The organism is Enhydrobacter sp. (genome assembly GCA_025808875.1).
Classification (GTDB): Bacteria; Pseudomonadota; Alphaproteobacteria; order Reyranellales; family Reyranellaceae; genus Reyranella.
This window is the reverse complement of the sequence record CP075528.1, coordinates 4,321,093-4,338,745: the sequence shown is the minus strand read 5'-3', so window position 1 is coordinate 4,338,745 and position 17,653 is coordinate 4,321,093. Positions and strand designations below refer to the sequence as shown.

Here is a 17,653-nt window from a genome sequence, read left to right as displayed (position 1 = left end):
GACACCGAGGACGGCAGGGGACTGTGTGGACTCGAGGACGAATCGCCTCCGATGCCGATGGCATCGGCATCCGACCCGTCCTCGGCGAGTGGACGCACCGGGGACGCGGCCAAGGCTCCCGGCTCCCGTCCAATCTAGGCGGCGACGATCAGGGTCGAGGCGAGCTGGCGCACCGACTTCACCATCGCCATGGCGACCAGCTTGCCCGTCTTGCGGTTCTCCTCGCTGACGGCGACGTCCTCCCGGAAGGAGAAGCTGCCGAACGCGCCGCTCGCCTCCAGCTCGACGACGTGCGTGGCGATGGTCGGGTCGGCCACGATCACGACCCGCGTTCGATCGAGCCCGATGCCGGCGATGGCGGCGGCCGCCGAGATGTTGACGTTCTGCGGATAGAGCCGCGCACCTTCGCGCACCGGGCCGTCGAACACGATCTTGGGTTCCCCGAGGGTGTCGAGGTCGACCAGGGTCTCGGCAACCGTGCCCTTCCAGGCCGAGGGATCCTTGCGCACCGTCACGGTGACGCTGTCGAGGCCGCCGACCGCGGCTCCGCTCAGGATGTCGAGCGCGCCGATGCCGGCGGAGGGCAGGATCAGGCGGCGGCCGTTCGCCTTGGCGGCGGCGAGCAGGCGGTCGAACAGCGTCGTGTCGGTGAAGGCGCCGACGGAGGTCACGAGCAGGTCCGCGCCGCTCTCCAGCGCGCGCTGGCCATGCGTCTGCACCGCGTCGTGGCCGGCGCACTCGGCGACCGCGTCGAGCGCGTGGGCGAAGAAGCGATCCGGCTCGTGGGTCAGGAGTCCCGCGGCGCGTGGGCGCCTCACCAGCACCGAGACCAGTTCGATGCCCTCGAGCCCGGCGGCCTCGACGTGCCTGCCGATGGCGCCGTAGCCGATCAGGCCGAGCCGGACCGGTCGCTTCATGCCAGGCGCCGCTCGATCCAGCGCGCCCAGGCGATGAGCCGGTCGTCCGAACGCGGCGCGCCGACCAGCTGCAGCGACAATGGCAGGCCGAACGGGCCGGTGCCGAAGGGCAGCGCGATGCAGGGCGTGCCGAGCAGGGTCCACGGACGGTTGAAGAGCGGATCGCCGGTGCTGCCGAGGCCGGCCGGCGCCTCGCCCTTGGCGGCCGGCACCAGCAGGAGATCGAATTTCTCCCACGCACCGGCGAGTTGCTGCAGGCCGCGGCGGCGCTGCTTCTTGGCGGCGGCATACCGGCTCCGCGTGACGGTGTCGCCCTCGCGCATCACGCCGTGCATGGTGGGCGAGAAGAGGTGCGCGGCACGGGCGCGCTCGCGCGCGTAGGAGACGGTCGCCTCCCTCACCATGATGCGATGCTGGGCCTGGATGAGGCCGGTCCAGGAGTCCGGCGCCTGCCATTCGCCGACCCGGGCACCCGCCGCCCGCAACGTGCGCGCCGCCTCGAGGATATTGCGCCGATTGTAGGGCTCGGCCTGGTCCCACCACGGCGTGCGGCAGAGGCCGATGCGCGGCGCACGGGTCGGCGGGTCGGCCGGCGCGTGCCCCCAGGCGGCGCGGATCAGCGCGAGGTCGTTGGCCTCGCGGGCGAAGAAGCCCAGGGTGTCGAGGAACGGTGCATAGGCCTTCACGCCCGTCAGGTCGGCCCAGCCGTAGCTGCCCTTGTAGGCGACGACGCCGTTGAAGGCGCCGGGCCGGATCACCGAGCCCGCGGTCTGCGTGCCGTAGCCGATCGGCACCATGAAGTCGGCGACGGCGGCGGCCGAACCCGAGGAGGAACCGGCCGGCGTGTGCCTGATATCGTGCGGATTGTGGGTCTTGCCGGCATGGCCGCCGGCGAACTCGGTGGTCACCGACTTTCCCAGCACGATGGCGCCCGCCTTCACGAGCTGTGCGACGCAGGCCGCGTCATGTCCGACCACGTGGTCGCGGTAGATCGGCGAGCCGCAGGTCGTGGGCAGGGTGCGCGTGGCGATGATGTCCTTCACCGCGAGCGGGATGCCGTGCAGCGGTCCCACTGGCCGCGCCCGCCGGTCGAGCTGCGCGGCCCGCTTCAGGGCATCGTCGGCGCCGATCGCCTCCCAGGCATGGACCTGGCCCTCGCGCGCCCCGATGCGCTCGAGACAGGCCTCGACGAGGTCGACGGCCTTGAGCCGTCCGTCGGCCATGCGCCGCACCGCCTCGCCGGCCGACAATCGATTGGGTGTCCGTGCCATGTCTTCCCCCGCCTGTTGGTCGGGTCCATGATGGCCGAGCCTCGAATCGAAAGGTAGCCATGAGTCCGCCCTTCGCCGTTCGCAAGCTCGGTCATGCCGTGGTCTATGTCGGCGACATCGAACGCTCCCGCCGCTTCTACACCGACGTGCTGGGCTTCCGGATCTCGGACGATTACCCGCCGGCGATGGCGCCGGGCGGCATGGTGTTCCTGCGCTGCAACGGCGACCACCATTGCCTCGCGCTGGTGGGCGGCGGCGGCGAGGAGCGCGGCAAGAGCCTGCATCACCTCGCCTTCGAGCTCGCCACGCTCGACGAGGTCTTCCGGGCGCGCGACCATCTGCAGAAGGCCGGTGCGAAGATCGTGTACCAGGGGCGCCGCCGGGCCGGCTGCCAGGTCTCCGTCGAGTTTCTCGATCCCGACGGCCATCATCTCGAGCTCTACTGGGGGGTCGACCAGATCGGCTCGGACGGCCGGTCGCGTCCATCCGAAGAATGGCGCCAGACCATGACCCTCGAGGACGCCGTGCGCATCGCGCCGCCCGGCCAGGACACGACGCTCCACGACCCGTCGCTCAAGGCGCGGATCGGCGGGCTGGAAAGGAGCGGCACATGAGCGTGATGTTCCACGACGGCAATCGGCGCCTGCAGGACCGCTTCGAGAGCCGGCGCATCGCCGACCGTCTCGAGGAGAAGCTGACGCGGCACGCCTTCACCGACTCCGATCGCGCCTTCATCGAAGGGTCGATGTTCTTCTTCCTGGCGACCGCCGATGCCGACGGTCGGCCCGACTGCTCCTTCAAGGGCGGCATGCCGGGCTTCGTTCGGGTCGTCGGCGCCGACGAGCTGGCGTTCCCGGACTATGACGGCAACGGCATGTTCAAGAGCCTCGGCAACGTCCTGGCCAACCCGGCGGTCGGCCTGCTGTTCATCGACATGGGCGAGAAGCCGAGGCGGCTGAGGGTCAACGGCACGGCGAGTGTCAGCAGCGAGGATCCGCTGATGCAGCGCTTCGCCGGCGCGCAATTGCTGGTTCGGGTCAAGGCACGCGCGATATTTCCCAACTGTCCGCGCTACATCGTGACGCCCGGCGCCGGCCAGCCGTCGATCTACGCGCCGCGGCCCGGCTACCAGCCGCCGGAGCCGGCCTGGAAGGGCTTCGACGACTTCAAGGACCATGTCCATCCGCGGCAGAAGACGCCGAACGGGGACTGACCGTTCCCTTGATCTTCTCCCGCAGCGTCTGGAAGGCGACGTAGAGGCCGGGGATCACGAAGATCCCGAGGAACGACGCGGCGATCATGCCGCCGAACACCGCAGTGCCGACGGCGCGCTGCGTGGCCGCGCCGGCTCCGGCAGCGATGACGAGCGGTATCAGGCCGAAGATGAAGGCGAACGACGTCATCATCACGGCGCGAAAGCGCAGTCCCGCCGCCGTCGTCGCCGCTCCGACGATGTCGCGGCCGTGCGCGCGCTCCTCCATGGCGAACTCGATGATGAGGATGGCGTTCTTGGCGGCGAGCGCGATCAGCACGACGATGCCGATCTGGGCGTAGAGGTTGTTGGCGAGTCCGCTCAACAGCAGCGCGAGCACGGCGCCGAACAGCCCGACCGAGACCGAGAGCAGGGCGGCAAAGGGAATCGCCGTGCTCTCGTAGAGGCCGACGAGGAACAGATAGGCGAAAAGCAGGGCGAGGCCGAGGATGAATCCAGTCTGGCCGGACGCCGCCTTTTCCTGCAGGGCCGTGCCCGTCCATTCGTAGGAATAGCCGGCGGGCAGGGTGCGCCTGGCGAGCTCCTCCATCGCCTGGATCGCCTCGCCCGAGGAGTAGCCCGGCGCCGGTCCGCCGTTCAGCGTCACCGAGCGCACGTTGTTGTAGCGGATCACGGTCGAGGGCGCCGTGATCAGCTCGACATCGGCGACGGCCTGCAGCGGCACGAGATCGCCTTCGGCCGTGCGCAGCCGCACTCGGAAAATGTCGTCGACCCTGCGTCGTTCGTCTGCTTCGGCCTGGACCTTCACCTGCCAGGTGCGGCCGAACAGGTTGAAGTCGTTGACGTAGGTGCCGCCCATCGCCGTCTGCAGGGCGGAGAACAGATCGCTGACGTTGATGCCCAGCGCCTGCGCTCGCTCGCGATCGAGCTTCAGGTAGATCTGCGGCGTGCCCGCTCCGTAGGTCGTGAACACGCCGGCGAGTTGCGGAACCTCCTGCGCCGCCACCATCAGCCCGCGCGCCACCGCCGCGAGCTCGGCGGGATCGGCGCCGGTGAGGCTGTTGACCTGGAACTCGAAGCCCGAGGCATTGCCGAGGCCCATGATGGGCGGCAGGTTGAAGGCGAAGACGTTGGCCGCCGCGATCTGGCCGAAGGCGGCATTGACCTCGTCGAGCGCCGCGAACACCGACAGCGACTTGTCCTTGCGCTCGGAGAACGGCTTCAGGGTGGCGACGATCAGCGCGCGGTTAGGCTGGTTGAGGCCGTCTAGCAGGCTGTAGCCCGAGACAGTGAACAGGCTCTTCAGCCACGGCTTGCCGATGAACACGCCCTCGGCCTGCTGCAGGGCCGCCTGGGTGCGGTTGGTCGAGGCCGCGTCGGGCAGCTGCATCTCGGCCATGAACGCGCCCTGGTCCTCGTCCGGCAGGAAGCCCGACGGCACGATCGCGTTGAGCCCGCCCGCGCCGGCGATGAAGACGCCGACCAGCAGCAGTGCGACGAAGCCGCGCCGGGCGAGCGGCGTCACGATCCGAACGTAGCCGTTGCGCGTGTTATCGATGCCGTTCTGCAGCCACGCCATCAGGCCCCTGGGCTTCCTGCGATGGCGCAGGATCAGCGAGCACAGCGCGGGCGAGAGCGTCAGGGCGTTGATCGCCGAGATCACCATCGAGACCGACACCGCGACCGCGAACTGCTTGTAGAGCTGGCCGGTGATGCCGGGAATGAACGCGGTCGGCACGAACACCGAAAGCAGCACCAGCGTGATGGCGATGATGGGGCCGGTGACCTGGCCCATCGCCTTCTCCGTCGCCTGCGCCGGAGTGAGGTCGGGTTCGCTCTCGAGCGTGTGCTCGACTGCCTCCACGACCACGATGGCGTCGTCCACCACGATGCCGATGGCGAGCACCAGCGCCAGTAGCGAGATGGTGTTGGCCGAGAAGCCGAGCGCCAGCATGACCGCGAAGGTGCCGATCAGCGCCACCGGCACGGCGATGATCGGGATCAGCGTCGCCCGGAAGTTGCCGAGGAAGACGAAGACCACGATGGCGACCAGAACGAACGCCTCGATCAGCGTGTGGATCACGCTCTCGATGGTCGCCTCGACGAACTGCGTCGTGTCGTACATGACGTCATAGGCGACGTCCTCGGCGAACAGGCCCTGCGCCTGGAGTTCCTTGAGCTTGAGGTCGACGGCATTGGCGGTCGCCAGTGCATTGGCGCCGGGAAGCTGATAGATGCCGATGCCGGCCGCCGGCTGGCCGTTGTAGCGCGCCTGGGAATCGCTGGTCTTCGACGCCAGCTCAACGCGCGCGATGTCCTTGATGCGCACCAGGGCGCCGTCGGGCGTGGCGCGCACCACGATGTTCTCGAACTCCTCGGGGCTCGTCATGCGGCCCTGGGTCGTGATGTTGAGCTGGAACTCGACGTCGCTGGTGAGCGGAGCGGCGCCGACCAGGCCGACCGCCGCCTGGACGTTCTGCGACTGGACGGCCGACACCACGTCCTTGGTGGTGATGTCGAGGCTCGACATGCGGTCGAGCCGCAGCCACACGCGCATCGAGTAGTCGAGCGGGCCGAACAGGCTGGCGGCTCCGACGCCCGGCACGCGGCGCAGCGAATCGAGCAGGGTGATGGTGGCGAAGTTCGACAGGAACAGCGCGTCGCGCGTGCCCTTGGGCGAATAGACGGCGATCACCTGGAGCATCGCCGAGGATTGCTTGGCCGTGGTGACGCCGATGCGCTGGACCTCCTGCGGCAGCAGCGCCAGGGCCTGGGCGACGCGGTTGTTGACGTTGACGGTGTTGAGGTCTGGGTTGGAGCCGACTTCGAAGGAGACGGTCAGCTGGTAGCTGCCGTCGCTGCCCGACGTCGACTTCATGTAGATCATGCGCTCGACGCCGTTGACCTGGGCCTCGATGACCTGCGCGACGCTCTCCTCGACCGCCTTGGCCGAGGCGCCGGGGTAGGTGGCGGTGACGCGCACCTGCGGCGGCACGATGTCGGGGAATTGCGCCACCGGCAGCGCGGTCAGGGCGATCAGGCCGGCGATCGTGATCACCGCCGAGATGACGAAGGCCAGCCGCGGGCGGCGGATGAAGACCGACGAGATGGTCATCGGACTACTGCTTCTGCAGCGGAGGTGCCGCCATCTGGGGCGTCACGGTCATGCCGGCACGGACCCGCTGCTGGCCCTGGACGATCACCCTTTCGCCCTCCTTCAGGCCGTCCTGGATGGCCAGCAGCCCGTCGCGGCTGGTGCCGACCTTGACCCGGCGCAGCTCGGCGACGTTCTTGTCGTTGACGACGAACAGGTACGGGCCGGTCTGGTCGAGGGCGACGGCGGACTGATTCACGGCAATGACCACGGGAGGTTTGGCTTGTTCGAGCACGACGCGGAGCGTCTGGCCGTCGGTGAGCATGCCGTCGGCATTGTCGAATACCGCGCGCGCCAGCTGGCCGTCCGTCTTGGGGTCGACGGTGACGTCGAGGAAGTCGAGCTTGCCCTTCTCCTTGTAGAGGCTGCCGTCGGCCAGCCTGAGCTGCACGATCAGCGGCGCATTGGCGTCGGTGCTGCCGTCCTTGCGGGCCTCCATCAGCTCGCGCTGGGTTACCGGGAACAGCACCCTCATCGGCTTCTCGCTGACGACGACGGCGAGGACACCCGAGTCGGGGCCGACGATGTTGCCGGGCGAGACGGTGGCGCGTCCGATGCGGCCGGTGATCGGCGAGCGGATCTCGGTGTAGGAGAGCTGTATCTGCGCATCGCGCAACTGGGCCGCGGCGTCCTCGAGCGCCGCCTTGGCCTGCAGCTGCTCGCTCAGGCGCTGGTCGTAGGTCGCCTGTGTGCCGGTGTTGCTGCGCAGCAGGTCGGCGGCGCGCTTGAGCTGGATTTCCGCGTTGTCCAGCGCGGCCTTCGCGGCGTCGCGCTGGGCGATCTTCTGATCGACGGCGGCCTGATAGGGCTCGCGCTCGATCGTGAACAGGATCTGCCCTTCCTTGACCGCATCGCCGTCGGTGAACTTGCGCGGACCGAGAAAGCCCTTCACGCGCGCCCGCAATTCCACCTTGTCGGCGGCGGCGGCCCGACCGATGAACTCGGATTGCACCGAGAGCGGCTGGAGGGTGGCCGGTTGCACGAGGACGGCCGGCGGCTGCGCGGCCGGCTGGGCGTCGACATCGGATGAGGCGGTCGCTCCGGCCGCCGCGGCCATGAGCAACACCAGTGCCCTCTTCCCAAATGTCCGCATCACATCCCCCGCTTGTCGATCCCCGAACAGTGCCTTATTTCCACTAAACGGTCACGATATGTCCATCCCCCGAGCCGGTTCCGACGACGATCGGCATCGGATATGGGAGAAGGCGATGGCGACGTTGCGCTGGCTCTTCTCGGTTCTGGCGTCGATGCTGATCGCGTCAAGCGCGTTCGGGCAGGATGCGGCTGTCCAGAATCCGGCCGAGCTCGCGGCGTTCAAGACGGCCCTGAGCACCAAGGACCCGGCGAAGCGTGCGCAGGCGATGGAGGTGTTCATCGCCTGGTATCCGCACAGTGTCCTGCGCATCGATGCGCACGAGCAGGCGATGGCGGCCTGGCAGGCCGCCGCCAATCCCGCCAAGGCCGATGCCCTGGCCGGACGGCTGCTGCGGATCGACCCCGACAACGTGCGTGCCCTGGCCAACCGTGCCTATGTCGGCCGCACGCGCGCGGCCGCCGGCGATGCCGCGGCACTCGAGCCGGCCGCGGTCGCCGCCGAGCGCGGGCTGGCCGCGCTCGCCAAGCTGTCGAAGCCATCGGCGATGACCGACACGGATTTCGTCCGACTGAAGCTGCAGTTCATCGCGGTGTTCGACGGCACGTTGGGCTTCGCGGCGCTGCAGGCCAAGGATTATGCGCGGGCCAAGCGCTACTACTTGGAGGCCGTGACCATCGATCCGGACAATCTGCAGGATGTCTATCAACTCGCGGTGGCGCTGCTCGAGGACTCGCCCGTCGATGCGCTCGGGTTCTGGTACGGCGCGCGCGCCCTCGCCATCGCCGAGCGCAGGAGCGTGTCGGCCGAGAGCATCGCCAGTTATGTACTGGCCCGCTATCGCAGCTATCACGGCAGCGAGGAGGGATGGAGCGATCTGCTGACTCGGGTGGCCGCCGGCGAACCGCGGCCGCCGGAGGGCTTTGCCCGCAGCATCAAACGCGCGCTCTCGCCGGCCGAGCAAGCCGTCCAGCTCGTCATGGAAGGCGAGCCGCACAAGCTTTCCTACTCGGACTGGGTGTTCGTGCTCGCCCGGCGCGACGATTCGCCGGACAACCGAATCGCCGCGGAGAAGCTGTGGCGCATCATCGGCGAGCGGCAGAAGGGCGGCGCGTCGCGGCTCAAGATCCCGGTCAAGGTGATCTCCGCCACGTTGGATCGCATCCAGGCCGCGATCACCGAAGAAAATCAGATTCGCGACCGCGCCGATCTCGACGTCAAGCTCGCCCGCCCGCTCTCGCCGCAGCCGGTCGCCGGTACGTCGATCTCGGTGGTCGGCACCATCAGCGACTATCAGGTCCGCCCTTTCAAGCTGCAGATGAGCAATGCCGAATTGGCGCAAGAGTCGCTTCCGGTGGCCGGCGGTCCGTGTGCCGACCCGCGTCCGCAGATGTGCACGCGAGATTATCGCCCGGCGTGCGGCACGCGGCGTGACGGCAGTCGCAGGACCTATGGCAATGCCTGCGGCGCCTGCGCCGATCCGGACGTGGTCAGCCAGGCCGCCGGTGCCTGTCCCTAGGGTCTACAGGCCTGGAAGGACCCGCGGCCACGAAACCGGGACCGGCGGCACGACAACATTGGGCACAAATTCGTCGCCATCGGCCCGCTCGCCGCCACCGAGAGGCGGATCGGGCCTGATGGGAGCCGCCTCCTTGCGCGGCGGCAAACCAATCTCCGAGTCGTTCATCGACCACGTCCTCTTCGAGCAACATGGAACGGCGCCGTCGGAGATAGGTGGGGGCCGGCCGGCGTCAAGACCCGGCGCGACCCGTTGCACTGCCCCGGAACTTAGTGGGCCATCAGCAGGGGGGCCCGGCAGGAGGAGATGACCTTGCCCGTGGCACCGCCCAGGCCGAGGAAGCTCAACACCTGGCCGCGGCCGTAGGCGCCCATCACCAGGAGGTCGGCGTTCTTGCCGTGGGTATAGCCCAGCAACGCCCGGCCACGCGCCCGGCCCGAAACGGCGCCGGGATCGATCGCATCGACCGCCGCCTTGATGCCGTGGCGGCCGAGATTGCGCGCCAGGTAGGGAGCGCCGACCTCGTCCGGCTTGGAGCCGACGACGAGGATCGTGACGCTCGACGCCTTCAGCAGGAAGGGCAGGGCGTACTCGAGGGCCCGCGCCGCCTGGAAGCTGCCGTTCCAGGCGACGATCACCGAGCCGAACGGTCCGCTGCCGGCATCCGGCGGGGCGATCATCACCGCACGGGCGCATTCGTAGAGGGCCGCCTCGACCGTGGCGGGCGCCACGTTTTCGGGGTCGGCGCCGGGCCGGCCCAGAACGACGAGGTCGGAGCACCGGCCCATGGCGACCATGGCATCGAGCGTCGCGGTCTTGGCCGCGGTGAACGTCGCTCCGGCGACGCCGCCCAGGAGCTCCTTGTAGGCGCGCTCCGACTCCTTGGCGCGGGCCTCCAGTCGCTCGTCGTCGAGATTCATGACCAAGGGCATGGCCTCGCCGCTCATCGCCAGGCCGCCCACCATGCCGCCGGCCGGACCGACCGGCAGGTGCAGGGCATCGACGGTGCCGGCAAATGCCCCGGCCACGCGGGCCGCGAGCCGGAACGACATGGCGGCATCGGGACCGCCCTCGGAGACGGCCAGCACGGACTTGATCATACGTTGTTCTCCCCAGAAATGACCCGGCTGCGAGCGCGCGCGGCCAGAGCGAGCATGGCTTGCTGTATCGACGCGAGATTGTGCCCGGCTCCGCGGGTCGCGTTCAACACTTCTTCCAAGGTCTTTCCGCTCGCGATCGCCGCCACGCCCCACAAAAACGCCGAACGCATGCCGCTCTTGCAAAAGACGACGATCGTGCCGTCGCCTCGCGACATCAGGTCGGCGAGAGTCTGGACTTGGTCGGGTGTGGCATCGGTACCCGAAAAGGGCAGGTCGACGAATGTCAGGCCGGCCAGTTCGGCGGCGCGTCGCAAGGCAGTTGTCCGTGGCTGTCCGAACATGGCCTCGCGGTCCGGTCGGTTGTTGACCACCGTCCGATACCCCGCCGCGGCCAGGTTCTTCATGTCGTCCGGGCCGAGTTGGCCGGAAGCGGCGACGCGGCCATCGAGCGGCTCGAGAGACAAGGTCATGGCGGGGTGTCGTATCAGCTTCGGAGGGCGGGCGGAACCGCGCCGGCAAGGTCGCGTTGAGCGCAGGACCAACGAAGTGGAGGTTTCTATGCGGTTCATGGCGCGCCGCCGTCTTCTGGCGGCAGCGGGCGGGGCGATTGTCGTCATGCGGGCCGGCGGCGGGCACGCAACCGACGCGCTGTCCGATTCCCGGTTCGTCGGCTTCGCGCAGACCGTCAACGACTTCGAAATCGCGTCAGGCCGGCTCGCGCTGGCACGATCATCGAGTGCGAACATCCGGGGCTTCGCCAATCGCACCATCGGCGACTACGGAAACGCCGCCGAGCAGCTCGGCAAGGCGCGCGCCGAAGCCGGTGTGTCCTTCGCCCCGGATCCATCGCAGCCGCCCAACACGGCGGCGATCCTGCAGCAGCTCGGCGCATTGCACGGCGCGGACTTCGACGCCGCCTACGCCCATGCCCAGCTCACCGTCCACGACGAGGCCGCGCGCCAGTACGGCGCCTATGCCCAAAGCGGACAGGGCGGGCCGCTCCGGCGCTATGCCGAGCGGGTGTTCCCCATGGTGCGGGACAATTTCGACCGGGCGAGATTGCTGGCCGGCGGGCGATAGGAGTCCGCAGGGTCGGTCCGTTCTGGAGCGATTCGCTCTGGCGGGCCCGGACGATGGGTGCTGAAGTGCGTGTTGCCGGATCACAGGACGTGGGCGGGTTCCGTTCGTTGTCGAAGCGCGCAGCCCAGGCCTTTCCGGACGCAGGAGCGTTGCAGGTTTTCCATCCACGCGGCCCCGCGGGGCAGAGGAGGAAACATGTTCGTCTCGGACGTCCTTTCCCAGAAGGGAGGCTTGGTGTTCACCGTGACGCCGGCCACGACGGTCGCCCAGGTGGCACAGCAGCTCAGCACACGCCGCATCGGTTCGGTGCTGGTGATGGACAAGCACGATGCCGTGGCGGGCATCGTCTCCGAGCGCGACCTGGTACGGGCGCTCGCCGCCTTCGGTGCCGAGGCGATGCGACTCGAGGCGCGCGAGATCATGACTCGAGACGTGCGCGTCTGCGATCCCGACGATTCGATCGAGCAGGTCATGGAAGTCATGACGCGCGGTCGTTTCCGGCACCTTCCCGTCGTGCGCCACGGCGAACTGCTAGGGCTCGTCTCCATCGGCGACGTGGTCAAGGCCCGTATCGAGGAGACGCGGCACGAGGCGGAGGCGCTCAAGGCCTACATCTCCGCCGGCTGACGAGGGTCGCTGCTGACGAGGGTCGCTTAAGTTCGCCGACGATCTCCGCTAGGGTCGCGCTTCCCTGGCGTTGGAGATCGCATGGCACTTCCCCTGCAAGACAAGGTCGCGCTCGTCACGGGCGCGGGCAAGAACATCGGGCGCTGCATCGCGCTCACCCTGGCGCGTGACGGCGCCGCCATCGTGGTCAACGGCCGGAGCGATCGCGCCGCCGTCGAGGCGGTGGTGGGCGAGATCGAGGCCGCGGGCGGCAGAGCGGTCGCGGCGATGGGCGACGTCTCCGACCCGGCCGTGGCGCCGCGGCTCGCCGCCGAGGCGGCCAAGGCGTTCGGCGGCGTCGACATCCTGGTGAGCAACGCCGGCCTGCGCCGGCAGACGTCGTTTCTCGACATGTCGTTCGAGGAATGGCGCGAGATCATGTCGGTGGCGCTCGACGGTGCCTTCCTGCTCGCCAAGGCGGTCGTGCCACAGATGGTGCAACGCGGCGGCGGCGCCTTCGTCGCCATGTCGGGCATCTCCACCCATGTCGGTACGCCCAACCGCTGCCATGTCTCGGCCTCCAAGTCGGGGCTCGAAGGGCTCGTCCGCGCGTTGGCCGTCGAGTTGGCACCGCACGGCATCACCTGCAACGCGGTGGCGCCGGGGGCGATCGACACGGTCCGCGGCGCGGCCGCCGGGCCGACGCCGAGCGGTCGCATGAACAGGCCGATTCCGCTCAAGCGCTTCGGAACCGTCGAGGAGATCGCGGCCATGGTCCGCCTGCTGGTCGGACCGGAGGGCACGTTCATCACAGGGCAGACCATCCACGTGAACGGCGGTGAGTTCCTGACGTGAGGAACCTCATCACTGACGTTCCAGGCGTCTTGGTCGGCAACGCCCACGATGCACGCGCCGCCACGGGAGTCACCGCCATCGTGTTCGAGAGGAGCGTGGCGGCCAGCGTCGCGACCCTGGGCGGCGCGCCGGGCGATCGCGCCGTCACCTTGCTGGAGCCCGAGATGACGCGCGGACTGATCGATGCCGTCGTGTTGTCCGGCGGTTCGCTCTACGGCCTCGATGCCGCCGGCGGCGTCACTGCCGTGTTGTGCCGGCAGGGCAAGGGCGCGCAGTTCGGCGGCCTCACCCTGCCGGTGGCGGTTCAGGCGATCCTGTTCGACCTGATGAATGGTGGCACCAAGGACTGGCTGACCGATCCCGTCGAAAGCCGGCCGCCGTATTGGGATCTCGGTCGCGACGCGGCGTTGGCGGCCGCCCGGGAATTTTCGCTCGGCACGACGGGGGCGGGCTACGGCGGAACGACCTTGAACCTGAAGGGCGGGCTGGGCTCGGCCAGCGCGAAGACCGCGCAGGGCTTCACGGTCGGCGCGATCGCGGCGGTGAACGCGGTCGGTTCGGCAACCATCGGCGACGGGCCGCACTTCTGGGCCGGCGCCTACGAGCGGGGGGCCGAGTTCGGCGGCAAGGGCTGGCCGGCCGCGATGCCGGCCGACGCCCTGACGATCCGCTTCAAGGGCCAGCCGCTGCCCGCGACTTCCACCACGATCGCGTTGGTGGCGACCGATGCGACGCTCGGCAAGGCCGAGTGCAAGCGGCTCGCCATCATGGCCAATGACGGACTGTCGCGCGCCCTCCGTCCCGTCCATGCGCCCAACGACGGCGACACGGTCTTTGCCGCGGCGACCGGCACGGCGGGGTCGGGCGGCGAACCTCCGGTGCTGACGGAACTGGGCGCGGTCGCCGCCGACTGCCTGGCCCGCGCCGTGGCCCGTGGTGTCTACGAGGCGACGGCCTTGCCCTTCGCCAGGGCCGTGCCGGACTGGCGCTCGAAGTTCGGCAAGTAGGGATGACGCGGGCGTTCGACGTCGTCGTGTTGGGCGGCGGCGCGGCCGGCCTGATGTGCGCCATCGAGGCGGGCAAGCGCGGCCGCCGTGTGCTGCTGCTCGAACATCAGGAGAAGGTCGGCAAGAAGATCCTGATCTCCGGCGGCGGACGCTGCAACTTCACCAACATCGGTGTCGGCGCCGACAATTTCCTGTCCGCCAATCCTCACTTCGCGAAGTCGGCGCTCAGCCGCTACACGCCGCACGATTTCCTGGCGCTGGTCGAAAAGCACCGCATCGCCTGGCACGAAAAGACCCTGGGCCAGCTCTTTTGCGACGGGTCGGCGCGGCAGATCGTGGCGATGCTGCTGGAGGAATGCCGCGCCGCCGGCGTCGAAGTGCGGACATCGCACCACATCACCGGCGTGCAGCATGGCGAGGCGTTCGGCATCGCGACGGATCGCGGCGCCTTCACGTCGTCGTCGCTGGTGCTGGCGACCGGCGGTCTCTCGATTCCCAAGATGGGGGCGACGTCGTTCGCGCACGACACGGCGCGACGTTTCGGTCTCGCGGTCGTCGAGACGCGCCCGGCGCTGGTGCCGCTGACGCTCGCCGTGCCACCGATCAGCGGCGTGTCCCTCGATGTGGTCGCGCGCTTGGGTCGCGCGAGGTTCCGCGAGGCCATGCTGTTCACCCATCGCGGTCTCTCGGGGCCCGCGATCCTGCAGATATCGTCCTATTGGAAACCAGGCGAGGAGATCGCGATCGATCTGCTGCCCGATATCGCCGAGCCCGGGTCGTTCCTGCGGCGACGGCGGCACGAACGCCCCAAGGCAGAGCTGCGCACCCTCCTGGGTGAAGTGCTGCCGCAGCGGTTCGCCGACACGCTCGTCGCCGATCCCGACCTCGCCGCGACGCTGAAGCGCTGGCGTGTGCGGCCGAGCGGCACCGAAGGCTACGCCAAGGCCGAGGTCACGGCGGGCGGCATCGACACCCGCGAGCTCTCGTCGCGCACCATGGAGGCGCACAAGGTGCCGGGCCTTTATGCCATCGGCGAGGCGGTCGACGTCACCGGCTGGCTCGGCGGCTACAATTTCCAGTGGGCCTGGTCGAGTGGCTGGGTGGCCGGACAGGTCGCTTAAGAGCTGCCTGAACGAGACCTTCGGGAGGATAGACAATCAAATCAATGACTTGGCGTGTCTCGCCGGGTGAGACCTCGTCGGGCATCGGCCCGTGGATGAGTGGACACCGAGGACTGCAGGGGGACTGTGTGGATTCGTGGACGAATCGCCTCGGATGCCGATGCCATCGGCATCGAAGCCGTCCACGCCGGTGTGGACTCGCCCGCGGACGCCGGCTTCGCTGGTGTCGGCGCGGGGAACGTCAGCCCATCATCGTATCCATGTAGTGCTGTGCGACCTCGCCGGGCGTGGCGTGCCAGACGTTGCCGTGCCGCTCGATGCGGCGCAGCGCCTCGTCGAGATACCTGATGCGGTGCGCCATGCCCATCAGCCAGGGATGGATGGAAAGATTGAAGACCTGTCCGCCTTCGTGGTGCAGCAAGTCGAACGCTTCGCCGACGAGGTCGGGATAGCGCGTCGTCGGGATGCGCCTGAGCAGAAGCTGCTGGACGTCGTCCCATTCCGGCTGGTTGGGCAGCGAGACGAACTTCTTTCCGACCTTCATTGCATAGGGCTGGTCGTCGTTGGGCCAGTCGAGAACGTAGTCCAGCCCCGCGTCGGCGAGGAGTTGCGGCGTGCGCTGGCTCTCGCCGTAATCCTGGCCGAGCCAGCCCACCGGCCGCACGCCGGCCGCCTTCTCGATGGCGGCGATGGAGTCGGCGATCTCGGCCTTCTCCTCGGCCTCGCTCATCTTCGAGGTGATCATGCGGTTGGCCGAGGTGCCGTGCGCGATGAACTCGTACCGGCGCTTCCTGAATTGCTCGATCAGGTAGGGATAACGCTCTGCCGCCATGGCGTTGACCGCGACGCCGGCGCGGATCTGGTAGCGGTCGAGCACATCGAGGACGCGGAAGATACCGGTGCGGTTGCCGTACTCGCGCTGCGTCCAGGTGCGATAGTCGGGGTTGAACGAGCCGAACTCGCCGACGAAGCGCGGATCCTTGTAGCTGTCCTCGGCCGGGAGCAGCTCCCAGTATTCGAGGTGCAGCACCACGAAGAAGGCGACCCGCGCGTTGCGCGGCCAGGCGAGGCGCGGGCGCGTCGGGAATGCCGAAAAATCGTACCAGGGGTTGTCCATGCCCGGCGGCAGTGGCGACGGATTCTTGGGGATGGCGGTCATGGTCACGCCTCCTTCCCGAGGTGCTGCTGGTAGGCCTTCAGGCCGTTGGCCGTGTACCAGTCGAGGATCTCCTCGGCCGTGCAGATCCAGGCATCCTTGTGCTTGCGGATGTAGCCGAGCGCGCGGTCGAGATGCCTGAGCCGGTGCGGCGCCCCCATCATGTAGGGATGCAGCGCGATGCACATGACGCGGCCGTTCTCGCCGCCCTCGCGGTAGACCGTGTCGAAATGGTCGACGATCATCTGGGCGAATTCCTCGGCCTCGACCGGTTGGCGGTAGATCAGCGCGTCGTTGAGATCCATCGTGTAGGGAACGTGCATCAGCACGCCGTGCCTGGTGGCGAGCGGCGTCGGCTGGTCGTCGTGATAAAAATCGCAGATGTAGTCGAGGCCGGCTTCCTTCACGAGATCGGGCGTGTTCAGCGTGTTTGAGATGGCGGGCGAGAACCAGCCGCGCAGCCGCCGTCCGGTCAGGCGCAGATGCGTCGCCTTGCTGTGCTCGATGACCTCGCGCTCTTCCTCGGGCGAGTAGCCCCAGTGGTAGCGCGTGTTGAAGTAGCCATGGCTCATGTACTCCCAGCGCCGCGCCTCCATGGCCTCCAGGATCTCGGGGTACATCTCGATGACCGACATCGACAGCGACACGGTGCAGCGCACGTCGTGCCTGTCGAGCACCTCGAACATCCGCCACAGGCCGACCCGGTTGCCATAGTCGCGGCCGCCATAGCCCAGCACGTCGGGATGCGGCATGCGCGGCCACGGATTGCGCACCCGCACCTCGGCCGGAACGTACTCGTAGTGCTCGATGTTGGGGCAGACCCAGACCGCGACACGCGCGCCGTTCGGCCAGGAGAGTTTCGGCCGCTCGACGATCGGCGAGTAGGCGAACCGATAGGGATCCATGGCTTATGCCTTTCTTCAGGGCGCGGCGAGTGCATCACGGCGTTTCCACGGGCGCAAGCTGACGCTGCGGGAGGTATGCTTCGTTCATGATTCTCACGACGTCGCGTCTCGTCCTGCGGAGTTGGCGCGATGCCGACCGAATGGCGTTCGCGGCGTTGAACGCCGATCCGGAAGTGGCGGCCGATCTCGGCGGACCTTTGGATCGCCGCCAAAGCGATGCCAAGTTTGACCGCTATCGGGCGGCCTTCGAGCAGCACGGCATCTGCCGCTGGCTGATCGAAGACCGGCAGGGCCGGTTTGTTGGCTATGCCGGCATCATGCCGTCCGATCCCGCACATCCGCTCGGCCCGCATGCCGAGATCGGATGGCGCCTCGTGCGGTCGGCCTGGGGCGAGGGTTTTGCCTCGGAGGCCGCGCGGGCTGCGCTGCAGGACGGCTTTGAGCGAAAAGGCTTCGCCGAGGTGCTTGCCTATACGGCCGCCGACAACCATCGGTCCCGTGGCGTAATGGGGCGTCTCGGCCTGCAACGAGAGGCCTCGCGCGACTTTTGGCTGCATCACCGAACGCCGCCGTGGCATGGCCTCGTCTGGGTGGCGCGGCCGCAGGCTATGCCGGCGTGAGCTTGCGGGCGCTCGTCGGTCGAAGCATCTTGACCG

At 68.5% G+C, this 17,653-nt stretch carries 17 protein-coding genes; 9 read left to right on the top strand and 8 right to left on the bottom strand.

All coding sequences use genetic code 11. From position 1 onward, the window contains the following. Positions 1-134 precede the first annotated feature (134 nt). Positions 135-917: an aspartate dehydrogenase gene (locus KIT25_21515; GenBank protein ID UYN94581.1), complete on the bottom strand. Its 783-nt coding sequence runs from the start codon at positions 915-917 to the stop codon at positions 135-137. Beyond that, positions 914-2,188, bottom strand: coding sequence for an amidase (locus tag KIT25_21510; protein UYN94580.1), 1,275 nt, complete (start codon positions 2,186-2,188; stop codon positions 914-916). Before KIT25_21510 ends, KIT25_21515 begins: the two co-directional genes overlap by 4 nt. A gap of 59 nt (positions 2,189-2,247) precedes the next feature. Between KIT25_21510 and KIT25_21505 the strand changes: the two genes are divergently transcribed. Next, complete coding sequence (locus KIT25_21505; protein UYN94579.1) at positions 2,248-2,802, top strand: VOC family protein; 555 nt, start codon at positions 2,248-2,250, stop codon at positions 2,800-2,802. Continuing rightward, positions 2,799-3,401: a pyridoxamine 5'-phosphate oxidase family protein gene (locus KIT25_21500; protein ID UYN94578.1), complete on the top strand. Its 603-nt coding sequence runs from the start codon at positions 2,799-2,801 to the stop codon at positions 3,399-3,401. The genes KIT25_21505 and KIT25_21500 overlap by 4 nt, the downstream gene beginning before the upstream one ends. Here KIT25_21500 and KIT25_21495 read toward each other — a convergent pair. Beyond that, a complete protein-coding gene (locus tag KIT25_21495) occupies positions 3,355-6,516 on the bottom strand; it encodes an efflux RND transporter permease subunit (protein ID UYN94577.1) in 3,162 nt (1,053 codons plus the stop codon). The two genes, KIT25_21500 and KIT25_21495, sit on opposite strands and share 47 nt — an antisense overlap. Before the next feature lie 4 nt (positions 6,517-6,520). Then, entirely contained in the window at positions 6,521-7,621 is a 1,101-nt protein-coding gene (locus KIT25_21490) for an efflux RND transporter periplasmic adaptor subunit (GenBank protein ID UYN94576.1), read from the bottom strand. On the opposite strand from KIT25_21490, the gene KIT25_21485 reads away from it, so the two are divergent. Beyond that, entirely contained in the window at positions 7,611-9,167 is a 1,557-nt protein-coding gene (locus tag KIT25_21485; protein UYN94575.1) for a hypothetical protein, read from the top strand. The two genes, KIT25_21490 and KIT25_21485, sit on opposite strands and share 11 nt — an antisense overlap. A 269-nt stretch (positions 9,168-9,436) precedes the next feature. Here the strand turns inward: KIT25_21485 and KIT25_21480 are convergent, their stop codons facing one another. Beyond that, positions 9,437-10,267 (bottom strand): universal stress protein, encoded by an 831-nt coding sequence (locus tag KIT25_21480; GenBank protein ID UYN94574.1) that lies wholly within the window; start codon positions 10,265-10,267, stop codon positions 9,437-9,439. Then, complete coding sequence (locus KIT25_21475) at positions 10,264-10,737, bottom strand: TIGR01244 family phosphatase (protein UYN94573.1); 474 nt, start codon at positions 10,735-10,737, stop codon at positions 10,264-10,266. The genes KIT25_21480 and KIT25_21475 overlap by 4 nt, the downstream gene beginning before the upstream one ends. 97 nt (positions 10,738-10,834) lie before the next feature. Here KIT25_21475 and KIT25_21470 point away from each other — a divergent pair, with 97 nt between their 5' ends. The 5 genes from KIT25_21470 to KIT25_21450 all read left to right on the top strand — a co-directional run bounded on the left by KIT25_21470 (position 10,835) and on the right by KIT25_21450 (position 14,936). Continuing rightward, positions 10,835-11,347, top strand: a complete 513-nt coding sequence (locus KIT25_21470; GenBank protein ID UYN94572.1) for a DUF4142 domain-containing protein — start codon at positions 10,835-10,837, stop codon at positions 11,345-11,347. 195 nt (positions 11,348-11,542) lie between these two features. Further along, the gene (locus tag KIT25_21465) at positions 11,543-11,974 is read left to right on the top strand and encodes a CBS domain-containing protein (GenBank protein UYN94571.1); all 432 of its coding nucleotides are present in this window, start codon (positions 11,543-11,545) and stop codon (positions 11,972-11,974) included. Positions 11,975-12,055: 81 nt separating this feature from the next. Next, complete coding sequence (locus KIT25_21460; GenBank protein ID UYN94570.1) at positions 12,056-12,808, top strand: SDR family oxidoreductase; 753 nt, start codon at positions 12,056-12,058, stop codon at positions 12,806-12,808. Beyond that, a complete protein-coding gene (locus tag KIT25_21455) occupies positions 12,805-13,815 on the top strand; it encodes a P1 family peptidase (GenBank protein ID UYN94569.1) in 1,011 nt (336 codons plus the stop codon). The genes KIT25_21460 and KIT25_21455 overlap by 4 nt, the downstream gene beginning before the upstream one ends. Before the next feature lie 2 nt (positions 13,816-13,817). Beyond that, on the top strand, positions 13,818-14,936 hold the full coding sequence (locus tag KIT25_21450) for an NAD(P)/FAD-dependent oxidoreductase (GenBank protein ID UYN94568.1): 1,119 nt from the start codon (positions 13,818-13,820) through the stop codon (positions 14,934-14,936). A 241-nt stretch (positions 14,937-15,177) separates the two neighbouring features. Here the strand turns inward: KIT25_21450 and KIT25_21445 are convergent, their stop codons facing one another. Both KIT25_21445 and KIT25_21440 read right to left on the bottom strand, forming a co-directional pair. Then, the gene (locus KIT25_21445; protein ID UYN94567.1) at positions 15,178-16,095 is read right to left on the bottom strand and encodes a polysaccharide deacetylase family protein; all 918 of its coding nucleotides are present in this window, start codon (positions 16,093-16,095) and stop codon (positions 15,178-15,180) included. A gap of 2 nt (positions 16,096-16,097) precedes the next feature. After that, positions 16,098-16,997: a polysaccharide deacetylase family protein gene (locus tag KIT25_21440; GenBank protein UYN94566.1), complete on the bottom strand. Its 900-nt coding sequence runs from the start codon at positions 16,995-16,997 to the stop codon at positions 16,098-16,100. Between the two features lie 86 nt (positions 16,998-17,083). On the opposite strand from KIT25_21440, the gene KIT25_21435 reads away from it, so the two are divergent. Further along, positions 17,084-17,617, top strand: a complete 534-nt coding sequence (locus KIT25_21435) for a GNAT family N-acetyltransferase (GenBank protein ID UYN94565.1) — start codon at positions 17,084-17,086, stop codon at positions 17,615-17,617. The last annotated feature ends 36 nt before the right edge of the window (positions 17,618-17,653 follow it).

Excerpts from the sequence above, each read along its gene's own strand:
- KIT25_21460 (UYN94570.1), top strand. The coding sequence starts at position 12,056 with ATGGCACTTCCCCTGCAAGACAAGGTCGCGCTCGTCACGGGCGCGGGC.
- KIT25_21450 (UYN94568.1), top strand. The coding sequence starts at position 13,818 with ATGACGCGGGCGTTCGACGTCGTCGTGTTGGGCGGCGGCGCGGCCGGC.
- KIT25_21470 (UYN94572.1), top strand. The coding sequence starts at position 10,835 with ATGGCGCGCCGCCGTCTTCTGGCGGCAGCGGGCGGGGCGATTGTCGTC.
- KIT25_21435 (UYN94565.1), top strand. The coding sequence starts at position 17,084 with ATGATTCTCACGACGTCGCGTCTCGTCCTGCGGAGTTGGCGCGATGCC.
- KIT25_21485 (UYN94575.1), top strand. The coding sequence starts at position 7,611 with ATGAGCAACACCAGTGCCCTCTTCCCAAATGTCCGCATCACATCCCCC.
- KIT25_21475 (UYN94573.1), bottom strand. The coding sequence starts at position 10,737 with ATGACCTTGTCTCTCGAGCCGCTCGATGGCCGCGTCGCCGCTTCCGGC.
- KIT25_21495 (UYN94577.1), bottom strand. The coding sequence starts at position 6,516 with ATGACCATCTCGTCGGTCTTCATCCGCCGCCCGCGGCTGGCCTTCGTC.
- KIT25_21445 (UYN94567.1), bottom strand. The coding sequence starts at position 16,095 with ATGACCGCCATCCCCAAGAATCCGTCGCCACTGCCGCCGGGCATGGAC.
- KIT25_21480 (UYN94574.1), bottom strand. The coding sequence starts at position 10,267 with ATGATCAAGTCCGTGCTGGCCGTCTCCGAGGGCGGTCCCGATGCCGCC.
- KIT25_21440 (UYN94566.1), bottom strand. The coding sequence starts at position 16,997 with ATGGATCCCTATCGGTTCGCCTACTCGCCGATCGTCGAGCGGCCGAAA.
- KIT25_21500 (UYN94578.1), top strand. The coding sequence starts at position 2,799 with ATGAGCGTGATGTTCCACGACGGCAATCGGCGCCTGCAGGACCGCTTC.
- KIT25_21465 (UYN94571.1), top strand. The coding sequence starts at position 11,543 with ATGTTCGTCTCGGACGTCCTTTCCCAGAAGGGAGGCTTGGTGTTCACC.
- KIT25_21505 (UYN94579.1), top strand. The coding sequence starts at position 2,248 with ATGAGTCCGCCCTTCGCCGTTCGCAAGCTCGGTCATGCCGTGGTCTAT.
- KIT25_21510 (UYN94580.1), bottom strand. The coding sequence starts at position 2,188 with ATGGCACGGACACCCAATCGATTGTCGGCCGGCGAGGCGGTGCGGCGC.
- KIT25_21515 (UYN94581.1), bottom strand. The coding sequence starts at position 917 with ATGAAGCGACCGGTCCGGCTCGGCCTGATCGGCTACGGCGCCATCGGC.